Annotated in this window: 20 protein-coding genes and 2 pseudogenes; 8 read left to right on the top strand and 14 right to left on the bottom strand. The window is 65.0% G+C overall.

Translation table 11 applies throughout. The features are described from left to right. Nucleotide 1: 1 nt before the first annotated feature. The 3 genes from glcF to FEV53_RS09895 are packed head-to-tail and all read right to left on the bottom strand — an operon-like array spanning nucleotide 2 to nucleotide 3,903. Nucleotides 2–1,306: a glycolate oxidase subunit GlcF gene (gene glcF, locus FEV53_RS09905; RefSeq protein ID WP_142834656.1), complete on the bottom strand. Its 1,305-nt coding sequence runs from the start codon at nucleotides 1,304–1,306 to the stop codon at nucleotides 2–4. A 12-nt stretch (nucleotides 1,307–1,318) separates the two neighbouring features. Further along, nucleotides 1,319–2,404, bottom strand: a complete 1,086-nt coding sequence (locus FEV53_RS09900) for an FAD-binding protein (protein WP_142834655.1) — start codon at nucleotides 2,402–2,404, stop codon at nucleotides 1,319–1,321. Beyond that, nucleotides 2,404–3,903 (bottom strand): FAD-linked oxidase C-terminal domain-containing protein, encoded by a 1,500-nt coding sequence (locus FEV53_RS09895; protein ID WP_142834654.1) that lies wholly within the window; start codon nucleotides 3,901–3,903, stop codon nucleotides 2,404–2,406. Before FEV53_RS09895 ends, FEV53_RS09900 begins: the two co-directional genes overlap by 1 nt. An 80-nt stretch (nucleotides 3,904–3,983) precedes the next feature. On the opposite strand from FEV53_RS09895, the gene FEV53_RS09890 reads away from it, so the two are divergent. Both FEV53_RS09890 and FEV53_RS09885 read left to right on the top strand, forming a co-directional pair. Continuing rightward, complete coding sequence (locus FEV53_RS09890; protein ID WP_142834653.1) at nucleotides 3,984–4,691, top strand: DUF599 domain-containing protein; 708 nt, start codon at nucleotides 3,984–3,986, stop codon at nucleotides 4,689–4,691. Continuing rightward, nucleotides 4,688–5,041 carry a hypothetical protein gene (locus FEV53_RS09885; RefSeq protein ID WP_185962161.1) on the top strand — a complete coding sequence of 118 codons (354 nt, stop codon included), beginning with the start codon at nucleotides 4,688–4,690 and terminating at the stop codon, nucleotides 5,039–5,041. The genes FEV53_RS09890 and FEV53_RS09885 overlap by 4 nt, the downstream gene beginning before the upstream one ends. 9 nt (nucleotides 5,042–5,050) lie before the next feature. On the opposite strand, the gene FEV53_RS09880 is transcribed toward FEV53_RS09885, so the two are convergent. From FEV53_RS09880 to FEV53_RS09860, 5 genes are all read right to left on the bottom strand, one after another. Next, a complete protein-coding gene (locus FEV53_RS09880; protein WP_142834652.1) occupies nucleotides 5,051–5,812 on the bottom strand; it encodes a TerC family protein in 762 nt (253 codons plus the stop codon). A gap of 84 nt (nucleotides 5,813–5,896) precedes the next feature. Next, on the bottom strand, nucleotides 5,897–7,954 hold the full coding sequence (locus FEV53_RS09875; RefSeq protein ID WP_142834704.1) for a hypothetical protein: 2,058 nt from the start codon (nucleotides 7,952–7,954) through the stop codon (nucleotides 5,897–5,899). Nucleotides 7,955–7,961: 7 nt separating this feature from the next. Beyond that, complete coding sequence (locus tag FEV53_RS09870) at nucleotides 7,962–10,718, bottom strand: DUF4159 domain-containing protein (protein WP_142834651.1); 2,757 nt, start codon at nucleotides 10,716–10,718, stop codon at nucleotides 7,962–7,964. Continuing rightward, nucleotides 10,718–11,593, bottom strand: coding sequence for a DUF58 domain-containing protein (locus FEV53_RS09865; protein WP_142834650.1), 876 nt, complete (start codon nucleotides 11,591–11,593; stop codon nucleotides 10,718–10,720). Before FEV53_RS09865 ends, FEV53_RS09870 begins: the two co-directional genes overlap by 1 nt. After that, nucleotides 11,590–12,591: an AAA family ATPase gene (locus FEV53_RS09860; protein ID WP_142834649.1), complete on the bottom strand. Its 1,002-nt coding sequence runs from the start codon at nucleotides 12,589–12,591 to the stop codon at nucleotides 11,590–11,592. Before FEV53_RS09860 ends, FEV53_RS09865 begins: the two co-directional genes overlap by 4 nt. A gap of 87 nt (nucleotides 12,592–12,678) precedes the next feature. On the opposite strand from FEV53_RS09860, the gene FEV53_RS09855 reads away from it, so the two are divergent. Next, entirely contained in the window at nucleotides 12,679–13,242 is a 564-nt protein-coding gene (locus FEV53_RS09855; RefSeq protein ID WP_142834648.1) for a DUF1285 domain-containing protein, read from the top strand. 845 nt (nucleotides 13,243–14,087) lie between these two features. Beyond that, nucleotides 14,088–14,744: pseudogene (locus tag FEV53_RS21470) on the top strand (transposase family protein); the annotation flags it as partial. On the opposite strand, the gene FEV53_RS09840 reads toward FEV53_RS21470, so the two are convergent. The 6 genes from FEV53_RS09840 to FEV53_RS09815 all read right to left on the bottom strand — a co-directional run bounded on the left by FEV53_RS09840 (nucleotide 14,745) and on the right by FEV53_RS09815 (nucleotide 20,995). Continuing rightward, entirely contained in the window at nucleotides 14,745–15,335 is a 591-nt protein-coding gene (locus FEV53_RS09840; protein WP_185962160.1) for a Crp/Fnr family transcriptional regulator, read from the bottom strand. A 95-nt stretch (nucleotides 15,336–15,430) separates the two neighbouring features. Then, nucleotides 15,431–16,408 carry a hypothetical protein gene (locus tag FEV53_RS09835; protein WP_142834644.1) on the bottom strand — a complete coding sequence of 326 codons (978 nt, stop codon included), beginning with the start codon at nucleotides 16,406–16,408 and terminating at the stop codon, nucleotides 15,431–15,433. After that, nucleotides 16,405–16,926, bottom strand: a complete 522-nt coding sequence (locus FEV53_RS09830; protein ID WP_142834643.1) for a (2Fe-2S)-binding protein — start codon at nucleotides 16,924–16,926, stop codon at nucleotides 16,405–16,407. The genes FEV53_RS09835 and FEV53_RS09830 overlap by 4 nt, the downstream gene beginning before the upstream one ends. Continuing rightward, complete coding sequence (locus FEV53_RS09825; protein WP_142834642.1) at nucleotides 16,923–19,712, bottom strand: xanthine dehydrogenase family protein molybdopterin-binding subunit; 2,790 nt, start codon at nucleotides 19,710–19,712, stop codon at nucleotides 16,923–16,925. Before FEV53_RS09825 ends, FEV53_RS09830 begins: the two co-directional genes overlap by 4 nt. Nucleotides 19,713–19,806: 94 nt before the next feature. Continuing rightward, nucleotides 19,807–20,199, bottom strand: a complete 393-nt coding sequence (locus tag FEV53_RS09820; protein WP_142834641.1) for a hypothetical protein — start codon at nucleotides 20,197–20,199, stop codon at nucleotides 19,807–19,809. Between the two features lie 343 nt (nucleotides 20,200–20,542). Next, nucleotides 20,543–20,995, bottom strand: a complete 453-nt coding sequence (locus FEV53_RS09815; RefSeq protein ID WP_142834640.1) for an NUDIX domain-containing protein — start codon at nucleotides 20,993–20,995, stop codon at nucleotides 20,543–20,545. A gap of 94 nt (nucleotides 20,996–21,089) precedes the next feature. Between FEV53_RS09815 and hslO the strand changes: the two genes are divergently transcribed. From hslO to FEV53_RS21465, 4 genes and pseudogenes are all read left to right on the top strand, one after another. Next, on the top strand, nucleotides 21,090–22,091 hold the full coding sequence (gene hslO, locus FEV53_RS09810) for an Hsp33 family molecular chaperone HslO (RefSeq protein ID WP_142834639.1): 1,002 nt from the start codon (nucleotides 21,090–21,092) through the stop codon (nucleotides 22,089–22,091). Beyond that, complete coding sequence (locus tag FEV53_RS09805) at nucleotides 22,081–22,665, top strand: CoA pyrophosphatase (RefSeq protein WP_142834638.1); 585 nt, start codon at nucleotides 22,081–22,083, stop codon at nucleotides 22,663–22,665. The genes hslO and FEV53_RS09805 overlap by 11 nt, the downstream gene beginning before the upstream one ends. Then, complete coding sequence (locus tag FEV53_RS09800) at nucleotides 22,662–23,816, top strand: CCA tRNA nucleotidyltransferase (RefSeq protein ID WP_425465479.1); 1,155 nt, start codon at nucleotides 22,662–22,664, stop codon at nucleotides 23,814–23,816. Before FEV53_RS09805 ends, FEV53_RS09800 begins: the two co-directional genes overlap by 4 nt. Before the next feature lie 339 nt (nucleotides 23,817–24,155). Further along, nucleotides 24,156–25,011: pseudogene (locus FEV53_RS21465) on the top strand (IS5 family transposase); the annotation flags it as partial.

Below are 25,011 nucleotides of genomic sequence, written 5' to 3'. Positions count from 1 at the left end.
ATCACCGAGACAATTTGCGGGGCTTCGGACCTCCGCTCGCCCAATCGAGCAGTTCCACCGTGTGCACAATCGGCAGATCAGTCCCAGTGCCGATCTGGGTCATGCAGCCAATATTCCCGGCTGCGATCACCTCCGGCTGTAGCCGCTCCAGCGTGCCGACCTTACGGTCGCGCAACTGCCCGGCGATCTCAGGTTGCAGGATGTTATACGTCCCCGCCGAACCACAGCAGAGATGACTGTCCACGGGCTCGACAACATCGAATCCGGCGCGCTTCAGGAGCGTCTTGGGGGCCTGTTTCACCCCTTGCCCATGCTGGAGCGAGCAGGCAGCATGATAGGCGACCCGCATCCCCTCGTGGGTCCGGTCGTCCCGCAGAGGCAGGTCTTCGGTCACCAGGCGTTCCAGAAGTTCCGAGATATCACAGGCGAGGCCAGACACCTCAGCAGCCTCAGCGGCCAGATCCGTCTGGCGCATCATATGGCCGTAATCCTTGACCGTAGTGCCACAACCGCTGGTGTTGATCACGATCGCGTCCAGACCACCGCTGGCCTTTACCGCCATCCAGGCGCGGATATTAGCCGCCGCCTGAGTGTGGCTCTGATCTACCTGCCCCATGTGATGGGTAAGTGCGCCACAACACCCCATCCCCTCGGCGATCACCACCTCACAGCCCAGTCGGGTCAGAAGCCGCACTGTTGCGGCGTTGATCTCCGGATCGAGCGCCGATTGCGCGCAGCCGGTCAGCAGCGCCACCCGCATCCGCGGCGCGACCTCAGTCCGATGGACCTGCGGCCGGTCCACGTCCGACGCGGGCGCAACGCGCTTCGGCGCCAGTTCCAGCATGGCGCGGAGCCGCTTGTCCGGCATCATGGCGCTCAGCGGGCGGGCCAGGCCCGCCGCCCGCAGGGCCAGCCGAAAGCGCCCCGGATAAGGCAGAATCATCGCCAGCATCCGCCGCAACGTGCGATCCCAGAGCGGACGCTTGTAGGTTCGCTCGATATGGGCGCGGGCATGGTCCACCAAATGCATGTAATGTACGCCGGACGGGCAAGTGGACATGCAGGACAGGCAGGACAGACATCGGTCGATATGCTTGACGGTTTCCGCATCGGCCGCGCGGCCTGTCTCCAGCATGTCCTTGATCAGGTAGATCCGCCCTCGGGGCGAGTCGTTCTCCTCGCCCAAGAGCTGATAGGTCGGGCAGGTCGCGGTACAAAACCCGCAATGGACGCAACTGCGCAGCACCTCATTCGAGCGCGCAATGTCCGGGTCCTGCAACTGCGTTTCGGTAAAATTCGTTTGCACCGGGCGCTCCTCTCAGGCCGCAGATCGAAACAGGCCGCGCGGATCGAACCGGGCCGCGATCCCGTCACTCAGCCTCTGAACACCCGCAGATTCCGGGTGCAGTGTACCGAGCCGTCCGTGGGTCTCGGGGGTCGCACGCACCAGCGTCGCGTGCCCGGCACAGCTCATGAGCTGCCGCAGGTCCGTACCAGCGGGTGCCTCAGCCCAGATCAGCCCGCCCCCCCAGTCCATCAGCCACCGTCCCGGCAACAGCGCCACGAGGTCCGCCGCATCCGAGGACCGCACCGAGATCCGCCAAAGATCCCCCGATCCTGCCAGATCCGCCGCATCCCGCACGCGCGCCCAATCCCGGCCACGCTCCACATGCCAGTCCCCATGACCCGCCAGCGCTTTCGTCAACCGCTCCGCGCGCAGTTCCACAGACAAAGCCGACCCTTCCAGCCGCAACGCCGTCTCCCCGCGCGCCGGATCATGGGCCGCGCCGTTGACCTCGAACGCCGTCCCCAGCGCCGCCTGCATCGCCGCAACCGCTGCCCCGGGTGAGAGCCCCTCCGCTACCAGTGTCGCGGCATCCGCCGGACCCGGCTGGGTCTTCAGGCTCACTTCGGTGATCACCCCCAGCGTCCCGCGCGATCCACAGGCCAACCGCACCAGATCAACCCCTGTGACGTTTTTCATCACCCGGCCGCCTGCCCGGATCACCTCACCCGCGCCATCCACGAGCCGCACTCCCAGAGCCGCATCCCGCGCCGCACCCGCGACAATCCTGCGCGGGCCAGAAGCATTCGTCGCGATCACACCGCCCAGCGTAGATCGCCCGGACCGCCCCAGAACCACTGACGCATCCCAGGGCTCGAAGGCCAGCCTCTGCCCTTCCGCCGTCAAAGCCGCCTCGATCTCCGCCAGCGGCGTACCCGCCCCGGCCACCAAAGTCAGCGCCCCGGGCTCATAGAGCCGGATCCCGCTCAGCCCCGCCGTCGAGATCACCAGACCCTCCGGCAGTTCCGCCGGCGCCCGAGTCCTGCCACCCCGGATCGCCACAGAACCCTCAGCGCTCCGTAAAACGTCGGCCAGCTCCGCCTCGCTTTCGGGCCGCATCACGAGCCTGTTCCTCTTTGTGTCTCCAAATACCCCGGGGGCTGCACAGCAGCGGGGCGGAGCCCCTCGCCGGTCCGCCTGCTCCTCGATACCTCCAAAGGAAACACCTTCGCCGGGTTCAACAGCCACTTTGGATCAAACACATCCTTCACCCGCATCTGCGCTTCCAGATCGGCGGGGTCATATTGCACCGACATCAGATCGCGCTTCTCCACGCCAATCCCGTGCTCGCCGGACAGACAGCCCCCCACCTCGACGCAGGTCTTCAGAATTTCGGCCCCGAGCGCCTCGGCCTTCTCCAGATCCCCCTCCTTGTTCGCATTGAACAGGATCAGCGGGTGCATATTTCCGTCGCCCGCATGGAACACATTGGCCACGCCTAGGCCATATTCCTCAGACAATTCCTCGATCCGCCCCAGAACCCGGGGAAGCTCGGTCACCGGGATCGTGCCGTCGAGACAGATATAGTCGTTGATCTGCCCCATGGCCCCAAAGGCCGACTTGCGCCCCAGCCAGATCCGCGCGCTTTCTTCCGCCGACTGACTGACGCGCAGCTCCACCGGGTCCAGCCGCCGGGCGATCTCGGTGATCTGACCCAGTTGCTCCTCGATTTCCGGATCAGAGCCCTCGACCTCGACGATCAGCAGCGCTGCGCAATCAGGGTAGCCCGCCCCCGCGAACGCCTCCGTCGCCCGGATACAAGGCCGGTCCATGAACTCGATGGCCACCGGCAGGATACCGGAGCGGATGATGTCGCTGACGCACTGACCTGCTGTCTCAAGGCTGTCATAGCCGATCAGCACCGGCCGCGCGCCCTCGGGTTTCGGCAGGATGCGCAGGGTCGCTTCGGTCACCACGCCCAACTGCCCCTCGGAGCCGCAAACGAGCCCCAGCAGATCCAGCCCCGGCGCATCCATGTGGCCACCGCCGATCTCCACGACTTCGCCATCCATCAGGACCAGCGTCACCCCCATCAGGTTGTTGGTGGTCACGCCGTATTTCAGGCAATGCGCCCCGCCCGCATTCATCGCGATATTCCCCGCAATGGAGCAGGCCAGCTGCGAGGACGGGTCGGGCGCGTAGAAAAACCCGTCGCCCTCCACCGCGCCGGTCACCGACAGGTTCGTTCGCCCCGTGCCGACCCGGATGTAGCGGTCCGCGAAATTCGTCTCCAGAACGCCGGTCAGCCGCGCCACGCCGAGGATCACGCAATCCGCCGTGGGCAAGGCCCCACCCGCGAGCGACGTCCCCGCCCCGCGCGGCACCACCGGCACACCTTCGTCATGGCAGATCCGCAGCACGGCCGAGACCTCCTCGGTCGAGGACGGCAGCACCACGGCCATGGGTGGGCAGGCATAGGCCGTGAGCGCGTCGCATTCATAGGGCTTCAGCTCTGCTGCGCGGTGGATCAGCGCGTCCTCGGGCAGGACGCCCGCGAGGCGCCGGATGATCTCATCGCGACGAGGCAGAATTCGGGGGTCGGGAGACGGCATATCCATGGTCAGACTCCTTTGCCCGCGACCGTAGCCAGCGAAAGACGCGGTAGCAAGCGGCGCATCACCGCAGTATGACGGATCCCATGACAACCCTCGAAGTACTTAGTGTCCTGACGATTGCGGATTACGCTGCGGTGACGGCGCTCTTTCTCGGCTGGAAGCTCCTCAGCCTGCGGATCGAGAGTGAAACCGCGAAAACCCCCTCGGTCACCGTCCTGATGATCCAGCACCGGCGCGAATGGATGCGGCAGATGCTGACCCGCGATCCGCGTATTTTCGACGCGACGATCCTGGGCTCGCTCCGGCAAAGCACGACCTTCCTCGCCTCCACCACGGTCATCGCCATCGGCGGTGCATTGGCACTGATCGGCAATATCGAGCAATTCACCGGCGTCGCGCAGGATCTGGGGGTGAGCCCCGATGCCCGGGCAGAGCAGATCAAGCTTGTCATCATCGTCGTGATCCTCACCGAAGCCTTCCTGAAATTCCTCTGGTCGAACCGGATTTTCGGATACTGCGCCGTGGTCATGGCCGCGGTGCCGAACGACCCGTCGGACCCGATCGCCGCCCACCGCGCAGCGCAGGCCGCCGAACTGAACATCCGCGCAGCGTGGAACTTCAACCGGGGACTGCGGGCGCTCTACCTCGCCCTCTCGACGCTCGCGTGGCTGATCGGGCCAATCCAGCTCGCCGTTGCATCGCTCTTCGTGTTCTGGGTGATCTGGTCACGGGAATTCCGCTCGATTCCTCACCGCATCCTCCGGGATGACCAAAAGGACAAACGCCCATGAAAGCCACGTTCCTCGCGCTCGGCATCCTATCTTCAGGATCCGCTTTCGCCCATCCGGCACAGATCGAGGGCGTGGACCTCCGGCCCAATGGCGACAGCTACCGGGTCTCGGTCACGATCTCGCATCCTGAAACCGGCTGGGAGGATTACGCCGATGGCTGGCGGGTCGAGGCGCCGGACGGGACCGTGCTGGGCACGCGAGTGCTGGCCCATCCCCACGAGACCGAGCAGCCCTTTACCCGGTCGCTCAGTGGTGTGGTGATCCCGGACGGTCTGACGGAGATTGTCATCCGCGCCCGGACCCTGACCACGGGCTGGGACAGTGAGCCCGTCACCATCCCCTTGCCCTGAGGCGCTGTGTCAGGCGGCGGCTTTCTTCCGCCGCCGTGCCAGCATGTTGAGGATCTCGACCAGCACCGCAAAGGCCATGGCCGAGTAAATGTAGCCCTTGGGCACATGCACGCCGAACCCGTCCGCAATCAGCACCATGCCGATCATCAACAGGAAAGCGAGCGCGAGGATCACCACCGACGGATTGGCATTGACGAACCGCGTCACCGGACCGGCAGCGGCAAACATGACCCCCACCGCGACGATGACCGCCGCGACCATGATCGGCAGTTCGTTGGTCATCCCGATGGCGGTCAGGATCGAGTCGATGGAGAACACCGCATCCAGCGCGATGATCTGCGCGATGGCTACCCCGAGAGAGGCCGCCGCTTTCTGTGTTCCGCCCGAGTGATCCTCCGGCGTGACCTTGTGGACGATCTCCTGCGAGGCCTTGATGCAGAGAAAGATTCCCCCAGCGATCAGGATCAGGTCCCGCCACGAGAGCGCCGTCTCAAAGGTCGGCTCGCCATGGGGCCCTGGGGCGCCCTGAATCCCGAGATCGATGACCGGCGCCGTCAGCCCGACGATCCACGCGATGACCGACAATAGCGCCAGCCGCAGGATCAGCGCCAGCGAGATGCCGATGCGCTGGGCGAGCTTGGCCTGCTTTTCGGGCAATTTTCCGGAGACGATGGAAATAAAGATCAGGTTGTCGATCCCCAGCACGATTTCCATCGTCACAAGGGCCGCAAACGCCGCCCATGCCTGGGGTTGGCTCAGTAGATCAATCATCGGGGGGCACTCCGGTGCAAGAGGGGGTCTGTCCCGGCGGAGATAGGGCGCGCTGGCACCGGCTTCCAGAGGAATCGCGCGGGATCAGCGCCCTTCGCGCAGCCAGCCGCCGATGGCGAGCCCTGCCGCAAGGATCAGCCACACCCAGCCGGGCAGGAGCGGCGTGGTGGTCTGATCGACCGTCAGATAGGCCCCGCGCGGCATGTAGCCGATCCAGCCCCGCCCGGCCGCCGGCTGGCCCTCACGCACGGCCCGCAAGCGCGGCACGCCATCCTCCAGCACCACGATCCCGCCGCGCACAGCATCAATGACCGGAGCCATGAGCACGCCGGTGGCCACGGTTTCCTCGAATTCGCGCGGTGCCCTTGGTCCCAGCGCAATCACCGCCTCTCGTTCCCCTTCGGTCACCCGGTAAAGCCCCGGATCCTCGGCGGGCAACACCGTCTCGAAGAGCCCCGGCGCGATCTGTTCCAGCGTTACAGTGGCAACCGTTCCATCGGGCGCGGTCACCTCAGCCGACCCGATGCTGTCCCCCAGAGTGCGCCGCGTGATGCGCAGTCCGGTCTGGTCGGAGGCGAGGCTCAGCGCTTCTTCCTCCAGCTCCGGCTCCTGCATCGCCCAATGGGCCACCCGGCGCAGCAGGTCGAGCTGCGGCCCCCCGCCCTCGAAGCCACGCGACCAGAGCCACGCCTGATCGGAGCCCAGCAGCGCCGAGCGACCTTGCCCGAACCGGCCAAGGATCAGCAGCGGCCCGTCATCGGCCCCGGTCATCACCACCTGCCCTCCGCCGGTCGCCTCCAGCTCCACCTGCCGCAACCAACGCCCCCAGTCGGGATCGCTCTCCGCCGTCGCTCTGCCGAGGCCCCGCGTCACCGGATGCCGTTCGCCGGTCTCAGTCAGGCGGGGCAGGTAGGGCTCCTCCAGCACCCGCGCCGTGGGTGCTCCGGGCAGGATCGGGCGCAGTTGCGACCGGTAGAGCGAGGCGGCAGAGGCAAAGTCCGGACCCGCCGCGACCAGCACCGCCCCGCCGCTCTCCACGTATCGACGCACGTTATCGAGATAGAGTGCAGGCAGGATTCCCCGGAGTTTGTAGCGGTCAAAGATGATCAGATCGAACTCGTCGATCTTTTCCAGAAACAGCTCCCGCGTGGGAAAGGCGATCAGCGACAGCTCCGAGACCGGCACCCCGTCCTGCTTTTCCGGTGGGCGCAGAATGGTAAAATGTACCAGATCCACGCTGGCATCGGATTTCAGCAGATTGCGCCAGGTGCGCTCGCCCGGATGGGGTTCGCCCGAGACCAGCAGCACCCGCAACCGGTCGCGCACCCCGTTCATCTGCACCACGGCAGCATTGTTGCGATCGGTCAGCTCGCCCTCGGCCACAGGGGTGGAGATCTGAATAATGTTCTGGCCCGCATGCGGCAGGCGCACGGGCAACTCCATCTCCTGCCCCAGAGGCACCGTAAACCGGCGCGGCTCGCCCCCATCCACCGCGATATCGAGCGGCACCGAATCCAAGCCCCGGGGCGCGCGGCCCTGATCTTCGACCTTCAGTCTCACCGCGACCTCTTCGCCCAGAATGGCAAAGGCCGGAGCCGTCGTGATCACCAGCCGCCGGTCCCAGTCGCTGTCCCGGCCCGTGCGCAACAGATGCAGTGGCGCGGTCATCGCAGGTGCGCGCTCCATGTCGTGGATCTGCCCGTCTGAGATCACCACCGCCCCGGCGATCCGCGCGGCGGGGGCCTCTGCCAGCGCCTCGGTGAGTGCGGTCATGACGAGGCTGCCCGCGTTATCGGGACTGTCCCCCACCCTCACCACACGCAGCTCGGTATCCGGCAGAGCCGCCACCTGCGCTTCCAGCCGGGCCAGCGCCGCGTCGGTCTGGTCGGGCCGGTCGCTCAGAACTTGCGAGGCGCTGTCATCGACCACAGCGATAAGGATATCCCCCAGCGGGTCGCGCGCTTCGTCCACCAGCGACGGCCCCGAGAGCGCGGTCAGCAGCACCAGCGCCGCGAGCCCCCGGAGGCCCCAGCCCGGCAACCCCCGCCAGAGCGCCAGCGCCACCAGTATCAAGGCCAGCACACCCAACCCGGCGATTACCGGCCAGGGCAGCATCGGGTCGAAGATCACAGCATCCGCCATCATCCGCTCAGTTCCCCAGCCGGTCGAGCAGGGCCGGCACATGGACCTGATCGGATTTGTAATTGCCGGTCAGCACATACATCACGAGGTTGATGCCAAACCGGTAGGCAATCTCGCGCTGGCGATCACCGGCAAAGCCGCGACCCACCGGGCGCAGGGGACGGCCCATCTCGTCCAAAGCCCAGGCGGAAGCCCAGTCATTGCCCCCGATCACCACCGGGGTCACGTTGTCGTTCAGATCGCGAAAGGGCATCCCCTCGGCCTGCACCTGCCCGGGCGGCGCGGCTTCGACCCAGACAGGCCCACGAGCATAGCGACCGGGGAAGTCCTGCAAGAGGTAAAACGTCCGCGTCAGCACGTGATCTTCGGGCACCCGCTCCAGCGGTGGCACGTCCAGCCGGGCTGCGATCCGTTGCAGCCGCTCCCCCGCCGGGGTCAGAGCACCGCTGCCTGCAATATCCGCATCCGCCGTGTCAAAGAGGATCATCCCTCCGGTGCGCAGATAGGCGTTCAGGCGAGCATAGGCGGCATCGGACGGGATCGGCTGATCCGCCGTCACGGGCCAGTAGAGGAGCGGGTAGAAGACCAGCTCGTCCCGCTCGGGATCCACGGCCACCGGGAGCGCTGGCTCGACAGAGGTCCGGCGCGCCAGCATGTCGCCGAGACCCTGCAACCCCGCTGCTGCGATCCGGTCGCGCGTCGGGTCCCCGGTCAACACATGCGCCAGCGTCACGCGCGCGGCGGCCTCAAGATCTGCCGCGCTGTCTTGCTGGGCCTGCACTTGTGGTGCTCCGGAGACGGCCAGCACGCCCACAAGTAACAGCGCGACGCGCGGCCCGAGGAGCCGTCCCGACACCCAGAGAGCTGCCAGAACGTCGAGCGACAGGAGCCCCAGAGCCAACGCCAGTAGGGGTCCCGCCAGCGCCCGTTCCTCGCGCGCGCCGAGGCCCGAGACCCGCGCCGAGGCAGGCCAGACCGCCGGGCGCAGCTCCGCGTTGGACGACAGCACGTTCAATGCAATCCGCCGCGCGTCGGAGGCATAGAGACCCGGTGGCAGCTCTGGCCCCGGCGCCGCCTCAGCCAGTGTTTCGCCCGGCACCCCGGCCCGCGTGCCCGCCTCTTGCAGAAGGCCGAACCCGTCCAGCTCCTGATCGAGCGACCAGACGGTGCCCGCCAGCTCCGCCGCGCCGGGCTCCGCCGCGCGGCTCGACACGGCAAGGCGTTCGAGCATCGCCACGAACAGCCCCGAGAGCGGCAGTGTGGACCATTCCGCATTGGCGGTGACGTGGAACAGGACCACCTGCCCGGCGCCCAGCGGCTTGCGCGTGACCAGCGGCGTGCCGTCGGCCAGCGAAGCGATGGTCCGCTCCGACAGACCCGGATCGGGCTGGGCCAGAACCTGTGCCGAGACCTCGACCTCCGCCGGGACCGGGAGGCCAAAGAACGGCGAACTTTCGGGGAAATCCTGCACCCGCTTAGCTTCGCCCCAGCTCATGGCGCCGCCCACGGATTGCCCGCCCGCGCGCAGCCGCACCGGCATCAGGGCATCCTCAGAGACCCGCGCGAGATCCGACGCAGCGAGCCGTGGACCGGCAAATCGTACGAGCAGTCCGCCGCCCTCGACCCAGTCGGTCAGAGCGGTCTCTTGCGTGTCGGTCACGCGAGCCACATCGGCGAGGATAATGGTGTCAGGATTGGCCAGCAGCACCTCGTCGAGGGACCCTTCGATCAGGTCGGTCACCGGGTCGAGCGCTTGTCGCAGGAAATGCAGCGGGTCGAGCAGCTGCAGCCCCTCACGGTTCTCCTGACCCGCCAGAATTGCCACCTCGCGCCGCCGCAACGCATCGTCCACGAGGCTCACTCCCCCGGCAGAGCGGATCCCGGCCAGCTCAAACCGCGTCACCCGGTTGCGGAGCTCAGGTGGCAGGTCGAGCCGGGCCGTGGCGGTGGTCTCCCCGGCAGTAAAGCTCAGATCGACCCCCGACAAAACGCCCGTCATCCCGGCCGGGTTCGGGCCGATGGCGTTGAGGCGGATCACGGACTCAGGGCCCGCTTCGGTCCGGAGCGCGGTCAGCTCAAACGCCCCCTCATCCAGCCGCCCCGGCGTCAGGCCATAGACCGGCGCGCTGCCCTGCACGATCTCCACATCACCGCGTCCGTCGAGCAGATCCAGCACCGCCCCCCGCCATGAATACTCCAGCCCATCCGCCAGCCAGAGCGTGTCATGCCGCCCTTCGCGCGTACCCAGCCAATCGGCAGGATCGGAGGGGCTCCAGGCTCGGGGGCGGAGACCGCCCAGCTGGGCAACCCAGCTCCGCCCGTCGCGTAACGGGATTTCGGCATCAGGCGGCAGATCGGTGGCCAGCACCACGGCGGCTGGACGCCCGTCCCGCTGGGCCTCTTCGAGCGCCGCCTCGACCCTGTTCATCCGCGCGGGCCAGTCGGACGCGTCCGCCCAGCCCCCATCCATCAGGATCAGGAGCGGCGCATCCCCGGCCACGCGGTCCTCTGGGTTCAGAACCGGCCCGGCAAATCCGACAATCGCCGCCGCAATCGCCAGCATCCGCAGGAGCAGGAGCCACCACGGCGTGCGGTCGGTGGTCTGTTCCTCGTCCCGGAGCCCCAGCAGCAGCGCCACGCCCGGAAACCGCCGCCTCACCGGCGCGGGCGGCACGGCGCGCAGAATTAGCCACAGGAGCGCCAGCAACGGCAGCGCAAGCAGCACCAGCGGGGCGGTAAAGCCGATGGGACCCAAAACCAGCATCAGGACACCCGCTCCAGCGCGCCGAAGAGCCACAGGAGAGCCGATTGCGCGGGCTGGTCCGTGTGGTGCAGGTGAACCTGCCAGCCTGCGCGACGGGCCGCGTCCCGGATCTCGGCCTTGCGCTCGGCGAGGCGCGACAGATAGCGGTCGCGGAGATCGGCGGCCTTGAGCGTCTCGTGGCGCAGCGTCCCGCCCATGCTGTCAAAGATCGTCCGTCCGCGAAACGGAAACGCCTCTTCTTGCGGGTCGAGGATCTGCACCAGAGCGCCAGTGACACCTCGCGCCGTCGCCTCGTCCAGCGCGGTGTGCAGAGCCTCAGTTGGCCCCAGAAAATCAGAGAAGAACACCGCCCGGCCGCGCGGATGCAGATGACCGGTCTCTGGCGCGCCGTAATCCTGCGCCTCCCCGCCCTGCACCAGCAGATCCGCGATCCGCAGCATCTGCACCTGCCCGTGGCGCGGTGGCAGATGGGGGGCAAGTAGGCCGATCCGCTCGCCCCCGCGCTCCAGCAGCAGTGCCAGCGCGAGCGCCAGCAGCGCGGCGCGGTCGGCCTTCGTCGGCAGTGCGTCCGTGGAAGCGAACCCCATGGAGGCCGAGCGGTCCACCCAGAGCTCCACCGATTGCGCCGCCTGCCACTCCTTTTGCCGCAGGTAATGGGTGTCGGAGCGGGCCGAGCGGCGCCAGTCGATGAGCCGCAACTCGTCCCCGGGCATGGCCGGGCGATATTGCCAGAACTCCGTCCCCTGCCCCGCCTGACGCCGCCCATGCGCCCCGAGGATCACCGTCGAGGCCAGATGCCGCGCGCCCACGAGGAGCGGCGGCAAACGGTCCGAGAGATCCTCGGCCCGGGCGCGGAGTGCGGGGGCGTCGCTCACGCGGCGGCCTTGTCGCCCAGACGGCGGGCCACAGTGTCACGGATCAGCGCCGACAGGTCCTCGCCTCGCGCGCGGGCGGCGAAGCTCAGCGCCATGCGGTGCTCCAGCACCGGGATCGCCAGATCGGCCACGTCGCTGGCATCGGGGACCAGCCGCCCCTGCAAGAGCGCGCGCGCCCGCACGGTCAGCATCAGCGCCTGTGCCGCACGCGGCCCCGGTCCCCAGCCCACCGCATCGCGGACCCGCTCGGGCGCCGACTGATCATCGGGACGGCAGGCGCGCACGAGATCGAGGATCGCCTCGACCACGCTCTCGCCCACCGGCATCCGACGCAGGAGCTGTTGCGCGGCCAGCAGATCGCCGGGGCTCAGCACCGCCTCCGCCTCGGCCTCACTGGCGCCGGTCGTGGCCAGCAGGATCGCGCGCTCGGTATCACGGTCGGGATAGGGCACGTCGATCTGCAACAGGAACCGGTCAAGCTGGGCCTCAGGCAGCGGGTACGTCCCCTCCTGCTCAATCGGGTTCTGGGTGGCCAGCACGTGAAACGGCTGGTCCAGCGCATGGGCAGCGCCCGCCACGGTCACCGTTTTCTCCTGCATCGCCTGCAACAGCGCCGACTGGGTCCGGGGGCTGGCCCGGTTGATCTCATCCGCCATCAGCAGTTGGCAAAAAATCGGCCCGCGGATGAACTTGAACGCCCGGCTGCCATCGGCTCCGGTCTCCAGCACCTCGGAGCCCAGAATATCCGCCGGCATCAGGTCGGGCGTGAACTGCACCCGCTTGCCATCAAGACCCATTACCGTCGACAGCGTCTCGACCAGCCGCGTCTTGCCCAGCCCGGGCAGGCCGATCAGCAGCCCGTGACCGCCGCAGAGCAGCGTGGCCAGAACAAGATCCACCACCCGCTCCTGCCCGATAAAGCGCGTGTTGATCGCCGCCCGGGCGCGCGCGAGCGTTTCGCCCAGCGCTTCGACGTCTTCGAGAACGGGATCGGACATGCTGCGTTCCTTTGCCGGTTTTGCTTATGCGCTATTGTTGACTACCTATGCCATCATGGACAATCGGCAAAACAAGGGGTGAGACAAATGGCTGTGATACCCGACGCAAATGCGCTGGCCGAGGCCGCCCGCGCCGCCACTAAGGGCGGTCTGCCCCCGGTCGAGCGCTGGGATCCACCCTTTTGCGGCGATCTGGACATGGAAATCCGGCGCGATGGCACGTGGTTTTATGAAGGCACCCCCATCGGTCGGCCCAAGCTGGTGCGGCTCTTTTCCACCATCCTGAAACGCGAGGGCGACAGCTATTTCCTCGTCACCCCGGTGGAAAAGGTCGGCATCCGGGTCGAGGATGCTCCCTTTGTCGCGGTGGATTTCGAGGCGGAGGACGGCGCCCTGATCTTCCTGACCAATGTGGGCGACCGGGTGCGCGCGGATGCAGAGCACCCGATTCGCGTGGTGCGGGACGCAGGCGATGAGCCCTCGCCCTATGTCATGGTGCGCGCGGGCCTTGAGGCGCTGATCGACCGCAAGAGCTTTTACCGGTTGGTGGAGCTGGGCGAGACCCGGACCCACGATGGCGCGGAATGGTTCGGCGTGGTCTCGGCTAGCAGCTTCTTTCCGATCATCCCGGCTGAAGAATTGCCGGAGTGACATCGCGCTGACGACCCTCCTCACCAAACGGACGGAGTTACAGACGAGGGTCTGCGGAAGGATTTGTCGCTGCCCCCGTTTCGCGGAGGCGATCATCCCGTCCCTCCCCAGCCTTCGCTGGTGCGCACGACTATACCGAAAATTCCACCGGTTCAGCACACAAATCGGCAGGTTCGCGGGCCCGATCCACGAACCAAGGCACAGCCTAAAGAATTGTTATTAAATTTAAAACTGGCCCTCGACATAACCGTTGTGGGTATTGCCGCCGCTCGAAATGAAGCGCTCAATTTCTATGAGAGACTCCTGTCGCACATCCTGCGGGAGGCGTGGCAAACATGGCGCGGGTGACATATTAAGTGGCTGTCATAAATGAGTTTTCATATGAAGGCGCCGCCGGCGAGTTCATCGAGATCAAGCTCGCACTGGATGAGAGCCCTGTCGGGATCGCGGTGGAAACATACATAAAATCTGGATCAAATGCGGTGCTTGATCGCGTCATTGACCTGACAGACGGGACATTTTCCACAGATGGACATTATGATTACTACATTTTCTACACCGCCCTGACGCAAGGACCCCGCGAAGCAATCGCGCTGACCACAGATGGCGAAGCAACCGCCTCCGTGGCCTGGGGCGCCGACCAGTCCTTCAACATCATCGGCGGATCGCTGGATGGGACGGTTGCCGAGAGCATCGGCATGCCGCTCTCGAACAACTCGACCACGTCCCTGAGCATTTCCGAGGCTGGGAGCTGGGTGGAGACGACGCCAACGCCCGGAACCACAACCGCCTTCTTCTGCTTTGCCGGCCCAACGCTGATTGCCTGTGTGGGGGGCTGCGTCAGGCCGCTGAAAGCGCGGATCGCGGAGATGACGGCGCTGGTAAACCGGTTGCTGGCGCAGAAGCCAAAGGACCGCAAGACGCTTTACAGCCTGCACGAACCGGCGGTGGCTTGTATCTCGAAAGGCAAGGCGCACAAGCGCTGTAAGTTCGGCACGAAGGTCAGCGTCGCGACCACCGCGTAAGGTGGCTTCGTCGCCGGCATGCGATCACCGCCGGGCAATCCTTACGACCCTTTCGACGGGCACACCCTGCACGCGGCACTGGAACAGTTGGACATCCTGACCGACCGGCGCCCGGACATGGCCTTCGTCGACCGTGGCTGCCGTGGCCACGGCGTTGAAACAGTGAAGGTCTTCATCAGCGGTGCAAGGCGCGGCGTCACCAGGACCATCGCGAAACTGCTGCGACGACGAAGCGCCATCGAACCAATGACGGGCCATATGAAAACCGACGGACGTCTGATCCGATGCCCTCTCAAAGGAACCGAAGGTGATGCCCTTTTCGCGGTCGTCTGCGGCTGCGGTCACAACATCCGCATGATCCTGCGAAACCTGAGGGTCTGTCTGTGCCATTTCATCTGGCTGATCACACTGCTCCGAGGCCTCACCCCCGGCGCCGACCGCCATCAGAGGCCGCAAATCGCCGCCGGAGCCTGTTGATCAGCATGGACTATGTACTCCGTCGGAACCACCGGCGGGCGCGCCGCTGTCCTCCTCGGGTGACAGCAGGGAGATCCTGTTCTTTCCACATTCGACAAGACCTTTTCTGCGCAGTGAGGCCAGAGCCTTGTTCACACTTTGACGGGAACAATCCAGCATATCAGCGAGCGCAGACTGGCTGGTGTGAACCGTATATTTATGATCCCGAAGCGTCTCGAGCAGGTTCATCAGGCGGCTCTCGATCGTGCCGTGGCGATCCATCACCTTGCCGCGATTATCCCCGTCGAGGCGGTCGCAGAATACGTCGGCGACGCTCTGCACGAAGAGGCGGTTGCGCAGGGCCTCAAAGAGGGCGGGAGTCGGACATAAAAGCAAAGTGGTCATAGGTTGTGCGATACACGAGGCGAGACAATCCCGTCCGGCGATCGCCTCGATTTCCCCCACCGTGCACGCCGGCCCAAGATTGGCCAGAAGAACCTTCTCACTGGCTCCGACATTCAGGAACACATCGACGCGCCCATGTGCGATCAGGAACAGACCCGGAGACGGCGTACCCTGTTCCAGAACCTGCTCCTCCTGAGGATAGGTCACGACGGTGCATTGGTTGAGAAAGTCTGTCTTTGCATCCGGTGGAAGGTGAGTCAGGAGGCGCGCTCTCAGCAAATGCGGAAAGCGGACGGCATTCGTCATCTCAAAGGCAGCGCGTCCAGAAATGAGTCAATCTCGTTTACGGCACAAAAATCTTGTGAATGATCCAAGCAACAGGAAAAGACATTAGCCGAAGAGTCTGCATATGTCACGTCCCATGCCGGATGAGACAGGCCAAAGTTGATCGGCATCCCGTGGCTGCCGGGATAGCGTGCGGCTTGGTGATCCGCTCCGGGTGGCACATCCTGACCCGTCATCCACAGGGTAAGCTGGCCGCAGGATCCGGGCTTGATGTCATCAGCATAGTTATCAGTGGTCTGCCCCGCACCGATCCGATGACACGCCGTGCAGGCATTATCCCGGATCTCGAAATGACGGGTCGGCCAGCGGTCAAAGCCAAAACCGGCGTCAATATGGGCATAGGGACCAAACGGGTTGACGGGAACAAGATCCCAGACCTGTCCGACGAAAGGCGAGTACATGAACGGGTCATTGTCATGACAGACGCCACAGTCCCCCTTTGCAACGGCTTCGGGCGACTGCCAGAAGCTGCCATCGGTCGCGCGTGTCGGAGAAGGCACGGCGCCGCCGCTCACCGGACCGCTCTCGTCTGCGCTGGCCTGAAACCAGCACGTGGCGCCCGTCGCCGGGTTATGGGCGATCACATCAATCTCGTCATACTCTGTCGCGTCAGCGCTGCGGAAACGTTTTTGCCGGCACATGACTGCGATCTGTGCAGTGTCGGTCGAGAGGTCGAGGATACGCGAGAACGGAACGCACTGCCCGTCGGAGTCCGGGGCATTGTCCAGCAAGGCCGGCCGGTCGCAGGTACCCGGCGCCCGGTCGGTGACAGGTGTCCCTTCAATTGTGATCGGGATGGCAGCACCGGACTGACAGTCAAACACCGGCACCTCCCCGATGGCCTCTGCACAGGCCGAACCATAAGTTTCCCAAGGCGAGCTGTCGGCACTGGCAAGACCCGGCAGACACAAACAGAGGATGAGGGCCTGTCTCATAGCTTGATCTCTTCCCCGGCATTGACCCGCTCGGCGAGGTCCCGGATCGCGTTGAAATAGCGGACATACCCCGTGCAGCGGCAGATGTGGTTGCCGATGGCGTCCATCATGGCCTCTTCGAGCTGATCGGGCGGCAAGGGTCGGGCCTGAAGGTGGGTGAGGAACGTACGGGTGGCCATGACAAAGCCCGGAGCGCAATAGCCGCACTGAAATGCGAAATGGTCCAGAAAGGACTGCTGCACCGGATCAGGTATACCGTCTTGCGCGACCGACTCGATCGTGTGGATCTCCGTCCCGTTCAGCGAGCTGAGCGCCGTGGAGCAGCTTATCATCGCGGTGGGTACGGGACTCGGGGGCTTGACCACCTGAACCGTGCAGGCCTTGCAGATCCCGATGCCGCAACAGAGCTTCGTACCAGTCAGATTGAGGTCTTCGTGCAGGAAATCGATCAGCGACTCCGTGCCGCGGCTGTCGGGCAGCTCGTGAGACGTGCCATTCACGCTGAGACGGATGGTCATCGGCGCATCTCCTCTCTGATCCGCTCAGGCGTAATCGGCAACGCGGAGAACCGCTTGCCTGTTGCGTCGCGGATCGCGTTAGAGATGGCTGGCGGAACGGAGCACATCACCGCCTCGGCGATCCCCCGTCCAACCCGCCCGGTGCCGGGCAGGGGCGGCAACGTGATCAGCTCCTGCGCCCGGCCGCCGCGGACATACTGACCGCCCAGCGGAATGTCGGCGGCACGCGCCACGTGATACTTGTGCAGGTTCCATGTGCCATCGGCAGGGCCGTCCATCCCGGGGGGCATATCTTCGAGCAAGGTATAACTGATCGCCATGGCCACACCGCCCTGACTCTGCCCCGACACCAGTTCCGGCACATGGAGATGGCCAGCGTTGAGTACGCTCAGCACGTTTTCAATCTGCACCGCACCGCTCTGCTCGTCCACGGTCAACCCGACCACATTAACGCATGGCGCCCAGACATACCGGGAATACCGCCGTGATGCCCAGCCGGGGCCGTTGCCGTCCTGTCGCTCTACAAATTGCGGATCGCTCTGGTCCGGCAGATAAAAGGACAGACCATCCAGTTGCAGTCGCAGGGTACCGCCGGGCGTGTCATAGCTGGCTTCCGCCCACGTGTTCTGAAAATAGGCGTGGCCGAGAGCACCGCAGGGTAAGCCTTTGCGATAGATGAACTCCGCCAGCCGAGGCAGATCGAGGGGGGAGGCGGTCCCGTCGATCCGGGTCACGCGCCCATCGTCCCAGACCACATCGTCGGGCGAAACCGCACCAGTGCCCCATATCTCCGCCGCAGCCACGAGGATCGACCCTTCGAGCAGCGCGGTCGCGGTTTGCTGCGCGGTATGGACCTGATGCAATCCCGTCAGGCAGGCGGACGAGGATCCCACTGTCTTCGGGGTCCAGCGGGCATTGCTCCAGTTCTTGGGTTTTGACTTCGTGCCGAGACCAGTCTGACCCGCCAGGGTGTAATCCGACATGTGGACGCGCGCGGCATTGGCGCCTAGGATCGGACCAATCACGACGCCCAGCGTGGTGGCCGATCCGTTGCCCATGTCCACGGCCGCCGAGGATACCGTCAGGCTGCCGTCCCGTTCCAGCCGCACCGCCGCGACCATGCCATCGCCCGAGGTTCCATAAGCCTGCAACGACATCGCAAAGCCGGTGCCGTAGGTCCGGCCCGCCTCTTTGTGATCTTTCCTGATCTCAGCACGATCCGCCCAGAGCGGATGCCGCTCAGCGATGTCCAGCATTTCCGACAGACGCAGGGACTGGGTGATCGGCCCGCCGACGACCGTGCGATCACCCTTCCGGATCAGGTTGGCCCGGCGCAGGGCGACGGGGTCCCAGTTCTGCGTGATCGCGAGTTCGTCCAGCGCCGTCTCGATAGCGAAATACGCCTGTGGCCCGCCGAAGCCGCGCTGAGAGCCGCCAGAGATATTCTCCGTGTGGATCGCCTCAGCGCTGATATCCGCCATGGGCGTCACGTAGGACCCGCCAGCGCAGAGCGCGCCAAGCGACGCGACAAACGGGCTGAGATTCCGCCGCCCACCGCCGTCAAAGGTCAGCGTCATCTTGATCGCCTGCAATTTCATATCGGGCGCGACGGCGATATGTCCGTCAATTTCAGCCGCGTGACGCTTGAGCCCGACGCGGAACTGCTCGAACCGGTCATAGGACAGGCTCACCGGATTTCCGTCCGCGAACCCACCCGCCAGCGCCAGCATCAGCGAAAACGGTGAGCTGTCCCGCCCACCAAATCCCCCTCCGAGGTAGCAGTTGGTCAGGTTGATCTGCCGAACCGGCGCCGGGGGATCGTCCGTGCCGTAGAGGCTGAGAATATTGTCAATATCCGCGTCCGGCGACTGTGTGCCCATCAGCAGATGCATGGTCGCTGAAGCCGGATCGATCCAGACAAGGCCGCTCTCGGGCTCCATGAACATGGGGTCCACAGCCTGCATCGCAGCGTCGACGTTCTGAATTATGAATTCCGGGTGACGTGCGACGGTTTCGCGGATCTGCTCGCGGTACTTTTCGGCATTGTCTTTGTAACCCTTGGCGTTCTGCGCATAGCTGAACTCATCGTGATACTTCACGTAATCGGTCAGAGGCCTGAAGGGCTCGCCGGGTGATGGCGGCCCGTCAGACGAGACAGGCGCACCGTAGACCTGAAAGCTATCATCGTTGAAAAGTAGCGCTTTGCGGGCCGCGAGATAGGAGGCCCGGCTGTCAAACAGGAGCAACGCTACGGCCTGACCCAGATAATCGGGCCTGTTATTGGGCTGGACGATCAGATCGTAGAGAATATTCCGGGGCAGGTTCACCGACATTAGGCCGATCCTGGAGGCGGTCATCGCTTCGATTGCCTCTTCTTCGATCCGTTCCTCGACATGAAGGTCGCGGTTGAAGGACAGGCTCATCGCGGCCTGCGTCTCGCGCAGCTCATCGCCCAATACCACGCGGGCAGGCTGGGCTTCGGCGGGCAGCGCCGACAGATCCAAACGTTCGAACGGGCGATCCGCATGGAGAGCGCGCAGGTACTGGGCGTGCCATTGGCGGTTGGGCCAGCCATCCATGTCACGGGCTTGGAAATCCCGGGCAAAGACCTTCTTTCCGGTGATCTTCGACAGGCCCTCAATCCGCTGTGTCGCGACGCCCGGAGCGCCTGAGCCAGCCGGCCCTGTCCCGGACGCGAGCGCGGGCAAGGAGAAAATTCTGCAGGTGATAAGGGCTCCCGACGCTGTGAGAAAGCTGCGCCGTGACACCGCCGAAGTCTCGATCATAAGGCGTCCTTTCGGCCTGTTTCCGCGGACAACCTCCCCGTTGTCTGCCTGTAGTTAGGAGTCCCGGCACGCCACTCCTGAGGAAACGCGGCCCTCAGGCGAGTACGGGGCTTCCCGACTGATCCGCGCTGGTCGTTGCGAATTCGACGGGCAAGAAGAAATCGCTGTTGGGGTCGCCGCCCAATATCGTCAAAGCCACCCGCTCGTCATCATCAGGCATGGGACTCAGATCGGGACCGCCAATGGCCTGTCCCAAAATCATCAGGCTATCCTCGGCAGGCGGGACCAGCGCACCGTCGAAGGCCGCCGCGTTCCGGGTTTCCGCCTCTTTCACCCAGATCACACGATCATTCACGAGGTCCTGTGTTGCGTCAGAACCCTTGGCGGACTGGATCGCAGGACGAAAAGTGCTGAAAATCCGGGTGATCACCCCTTTGGCGTTCTCAACATGTGTGGACGTGTGAAACTCAATGGCGCTGTGCTGCATGACCATGTCAGGCTACCCCCATTTTAACGCAGGCTCCGCACAGTCCGCGAAGCATTTACCTTGGGTTAACCCTAGTTCGCAGATCGCGCTTAGGTGGAGATAAAAGCGCCACTAAGTGTAAGGTAGTTTACATTTGACATAGGATCGTCCCAGTTTCACGTCCGCCTAAATGGCTTTGGCCCGAAAATACTCTTCTCTGGTTGAGAATTTGGCACGAGGAACGGGGGTCGAACAGGAGATGCGCCGCGTCAAAAAACATAGGCTTTCAGCAATCTCTAGCGGGCAACGACGGTTCATACAGCCGACAACAGGACCGAAGGAACAACCGGACCCGAGAGTCGGATCACCGCGACCGACCTTTCCGCCAGACCTGCCTCAGGGCGGCCGCATCGCCGGGATTGCTCATGATCCGCAGGGCTTTGGGGACGGGCAACCATCGTGTGAGATGATTGGGTTCGCTGGGCGGGCCAAGACGATACGCGGGCCGGGCGGCAAAGACATGGCAGATCTTCTCGGCATCCATGTCGTAAATCTCGATCCGGGCGAAGCGGCGAAAGGTGAGGACATGGCCTGTGACCCTGACCCGCCAGCCGGTCTCCTCCAGCACTTCGCGATGTAACGCCGCCAGAGGGCTCTCCCCCGGATCGATACCGCCACCCGGCAACTGCCACTCGCTGTCCGGATCGTCCTGCCGGGTCAGCATCACGCGGCCCCGATGCAGGATCAGCGCATAGGCTCCGGGACGCCGCAGATAGCTGGCCGCATCACGGGGCGCTGGACCGAACCGACGGATCATCCGATCACCTCGGTCAGAATGGGAGGGTTCAAGCGACAGTTTGCCATCCCTATATGGTGCCGGTATGTCCTCCGGGACGCCAGAGAGAAAGCCCATGTCACTCGGAACAAAGATCGCCTGGGACGATACCGTCCTGCCTTTCCAGCTCGACCGCTCGGATATCCGTGGCCGCCTCGCCCGCGTGGACGGGGTCATGGATCAGGTGCTGGCTCAGCATGACTATCCGCCGGTGATCGAGGCTCTTGTCGCCGAGGCGGTGATGCTGACCGCGCTGATCGGCCAGACCATTAAGCTGCGCTGGAAACTGTCGCTGCAAGTGCGCGGCGACGGCCCGGCCCGGCTGATCGCGACCGATTACTACGCACCGGGTGAGGATGGCTCGCCCGCGCAGATCCGCGCCTATGCCAGCTATGACGCCGAGCGGCTGGACCTCAGTGCCGAGCCGTTCTCGCAGATTGGCAAGGGATATTTTGCCGTTCTGCTCGATCAGGGGCCGGGGACCACGCCCTATTCCGGTGTCACGCCCATCGCGGGCGGTTCCCTCGCATCCTGTGCCGAGGCGTATTTTGCCCAGTCCGAGCAGTTGCCCACCCGGTTCGCGCTGACCTTCGGTCGCGCGCAGGAGCCGGGCGGCGAGAGCCATTGGCGCGGTGGGGGTATCATGCTCCAGCATATGCCCGAGGCGTCGCCGCTGCGGGCGGAAGCCGAGGCCACCGGAGAGCAGAACCTGCTGACCGCAGAGGATATCCTTGACGGGGACGAGGCCGAAAACTGGACCCGCGCCAACGCGTTGCTGGACACGGTCGAGGAAACCGAGCTGATCGGCCCTATGGTTACCCCGACCGAGCTGCTGATCCGGTTGTTCCACGAGGAAAGGCCACGGGTCTTCGACGCGCAACCGGTGCGGTTTGGGTGTACTTGCTCTGCGGATCGCGTCCGGCAGTCCCTGTCGATCTACTCGCAGCGGGACATTGGCCACATGACCACCGAAGAGGGCATCGTCACCGCCGATTGCCAGTTCTGCGGCGCCCATTACGAGTTCGACCCGAAGACCCTCGGTTTTGAAGCCGAGAGCGCTGGCGGCGATGACGGCTGACCTTGAAACCCGGCTGCGAGACGCCCTGTCCCGGGACGGGGCGTCTTCGTCGGATTTCGATCTGAACCGCGACCGTCCGCGACCGTCCACGAGCTTGCGTGGCGCGGCGGTGCTGGTCGCGGTCCGGCCTGACGGGCGGGTTCTGCTGACCAAACGGGCCTCCCACCTGAGCAAACATCCCGGCCAGATCGCCTTTCCGGGCGGCAAGATCGACGCGGGCGATGCCGACGCCACTGCCGCTGCCCTGCGCGAGGCAGAGGAGGAAACCGGCGTGCCGCCCCAGGCCCTCAACGTGCTGGGCGCGCTGCCGACCCATGTGACCGTGACAGGCTACAAGGTCACGCCCATTGTGGCGATGCTCCATTGGGACGGAACGTTTCGTCCCGAACCCGGCGAAGTCGCAGAGATCTTCGAGGTGCCCTTGGCGCATCTGGAGAACCGGCGGAACTTCCGCATCGAGGGACGCGACTGGAGCGGCACCACCCGGTATTATTATGTCGTCCCGTGGGGCCCCTATTACATCTGGGGCGCCACCGCCCGCATCTTGCGTGGACTGGCGGAGCGTCTGGCGTGAGGATCGACGGCGACTGGCGGCGCGGCGCGATGCTGCAGCGCTTCATGGCGGCGATGAGTGCGAAGGGCTACCAGATCCTGTTTGTCGGCGGGTGCGTGCGCAATGCCGCATTGGGCGCCCCGGTTGCCGATCTGGATCTCGCCACCGATGCAAAGCCCGAGGAGGTGACCCGCATCGCCGAGGACCTGTCGCTAAAGGTCATCCCCACCGGCATCGCCCATGGCACGGTCACCGTGATCGCTGATGGACAGCCGCTGGAGGTCACGACCTTCCGCCGGGACGTGGAGACGGACGGGCGACGCGCTGTGGTGGCCTTTGCCACCGACATCGCCGAGGACGCCATGCGGCGCGATTTCACCATGAACGCGCTCTATGCGGAGGCTGATGGCACCGTCCGCGACCCGCTGGGAGGTCTCCCGGACCTTCACGCCCGCTGCGTCCGGTTCGTCGGCGACGCAGATCAGCGCATCGCCGAGGATTACCTCAGAATTCTGCGGTTTTTCCGCTTTCATGCGTGGTACGGTGCACCGGAGGAGGGGCTGGATGCCGACGCGGTAGCCGCCTGTGCTGCCGGAGCCGAGGGGCTGGCCCATGTCTCCGCCGAGCGGATCGGCCACGAGATGCGCCGCCTGCTCGCCGCTCCGGACCCTGCCCCCGCGACCGCCTCCATGGCGCAGACCGGGGTCCTGATGCGCGTGCTGCCCGGCGCCGAGACCGCCCCCCTCGCACCGTTGGTTCATCTCGAAGATCTGACCGGCACCGCCCCCGACTGGCGGCGGCGGCTGGTGGCGTTAGGGGGCGAAGGCGTCGCCGAGCGCCTGCGCCTCTCCCGCGCCGAAGCCCGCCATCTGGCGACCTTGCGCGCGGCGCTGGGCTCTGAGGCCGGGCTTGCGGAACTGGGCTGGCGTCACGGGGCAGACATCGCGCGGGACGTGGCGCTGATCCGCGCCGCGAGCTTCGGCGTCCTGCCGCCCCACGACATGGACACGCAAATCGCACTGGGCGCAGAGGCGACGTTTCCCGTCCGGGCCGCCGACCTTCCATCGGAGACTACAGGTGCTGAGATAGGCCAGATGCTCAGACGACTCCAACAGGACTGGATCGCATCCAATTTTTCTCTCGGGAGAGCCGAACTTTTGGCCAGCCTCTGATCTCTCCGAATCAACGGTGCTCTGCTCGACTCAACACGGCCACAGTCAGTCAGTGCGCGTCGAAGATCATCTCGATTGCGCCATGTATATCTTTGCAAAGACATCCTGATAATCAGAAAAACTGAGTTCGTAAGCTTCGGGGTTTTCAGGATAGCGGTCAAAATTGACGTCCAGGAGCGCGCTGTCTTCCGGAGACCAAGTCCTGTTGATGATCTCATTCGTTCGCCCTGAACAACACCCATCCCATTGTTTTTTCTATATACCACAGTGTCTCTGGTAGGTTTCAGGCCCAGCATTTGGTATTTCTGCAGCCGGACCCCTGCAATTTCGAGCTGCGATATGAAGCCCGGAAAGCCTCCCCCGAAACAGGATGATCTGCTGCGCGCGCGACGGGTCGGGATGATCGACATGCGCCACGAACTGGTGAAGCTCGCCGCTCTGATCGACCGGGAGCTGTTCGAGCGGGAATGGGCCGGGTTGTTCCCGTCGCAGACCGGTCGCCCTGCCACGCCGACGCGCCTGGTCGCGGGGCTTTTGTATCTCCGGTACGCCTTTCGGTTGTCCAACGAGGCGGTCGTGCACGGTGGGCCGGGACCCCTTACTGGCAGCATTTCTGCGACGGGACGGTCTTCCGGCATCGCCTGCCGATCGACCCCTCGTCGATGACGCGTTGGCGCAACCGGATCGGCGAGGAAGGTGTCGAGTGGCTGCTGWCCGGGACGATCAGGGCCGGACAGCGCGCCGGAGTGGGGCAGGATGCACCATCTCCAGAAGACTGCTGTCGAGACCACGGTGATGGAAAAGAACATCGCGCACCCCACCGATGCCCGGCTTTACGACGTCGCACGGCGCAAGCTAGTCGGGCTGGCCCGCGCGGCCGATATCAACCTGCGCCAGAACGACAATCGCCTCGGCCCCCGGCTTTGCGGGCAGGTCGGGCGCGATGCCCACGCCCGCCAGTTCAGGAGGATGCGCAAGGCCCTGCGTCGGCTCAAGGGCTATACCGGCCGCGTGCTGCGCGACATCGAACGGCAGACAGACAAGGGGACTGAGGGACCGCTGAAAGCGCGGATCGCGGAGATGACGGCGCTGGTAAACCGGTTGCTGGCGCAGAAGCCAMAGGACCGARAGACGCTTTACAGCCTGCACGAACCGGCGGTGGCTTGTATCTCGAAAGGCAAGGCGCACAAGCGCT

Source organism: Palleronia caenipelagi (assembly GCF_007004065.1).
In the GTDB taxonomy this organism is placed as follows: domain Bacteria; phylum Pseudomonadota; class Alphaproteobacteria; order Rhodobacterales; family Rhodobacteraceae; genus Palleronia; species Palleronia caenipelagi.
The sequence above is the reverse complement of the archived record's forward strand: the minus strand, read 5'-3'. Positions and strand labels throughout refer to the sequence as shown.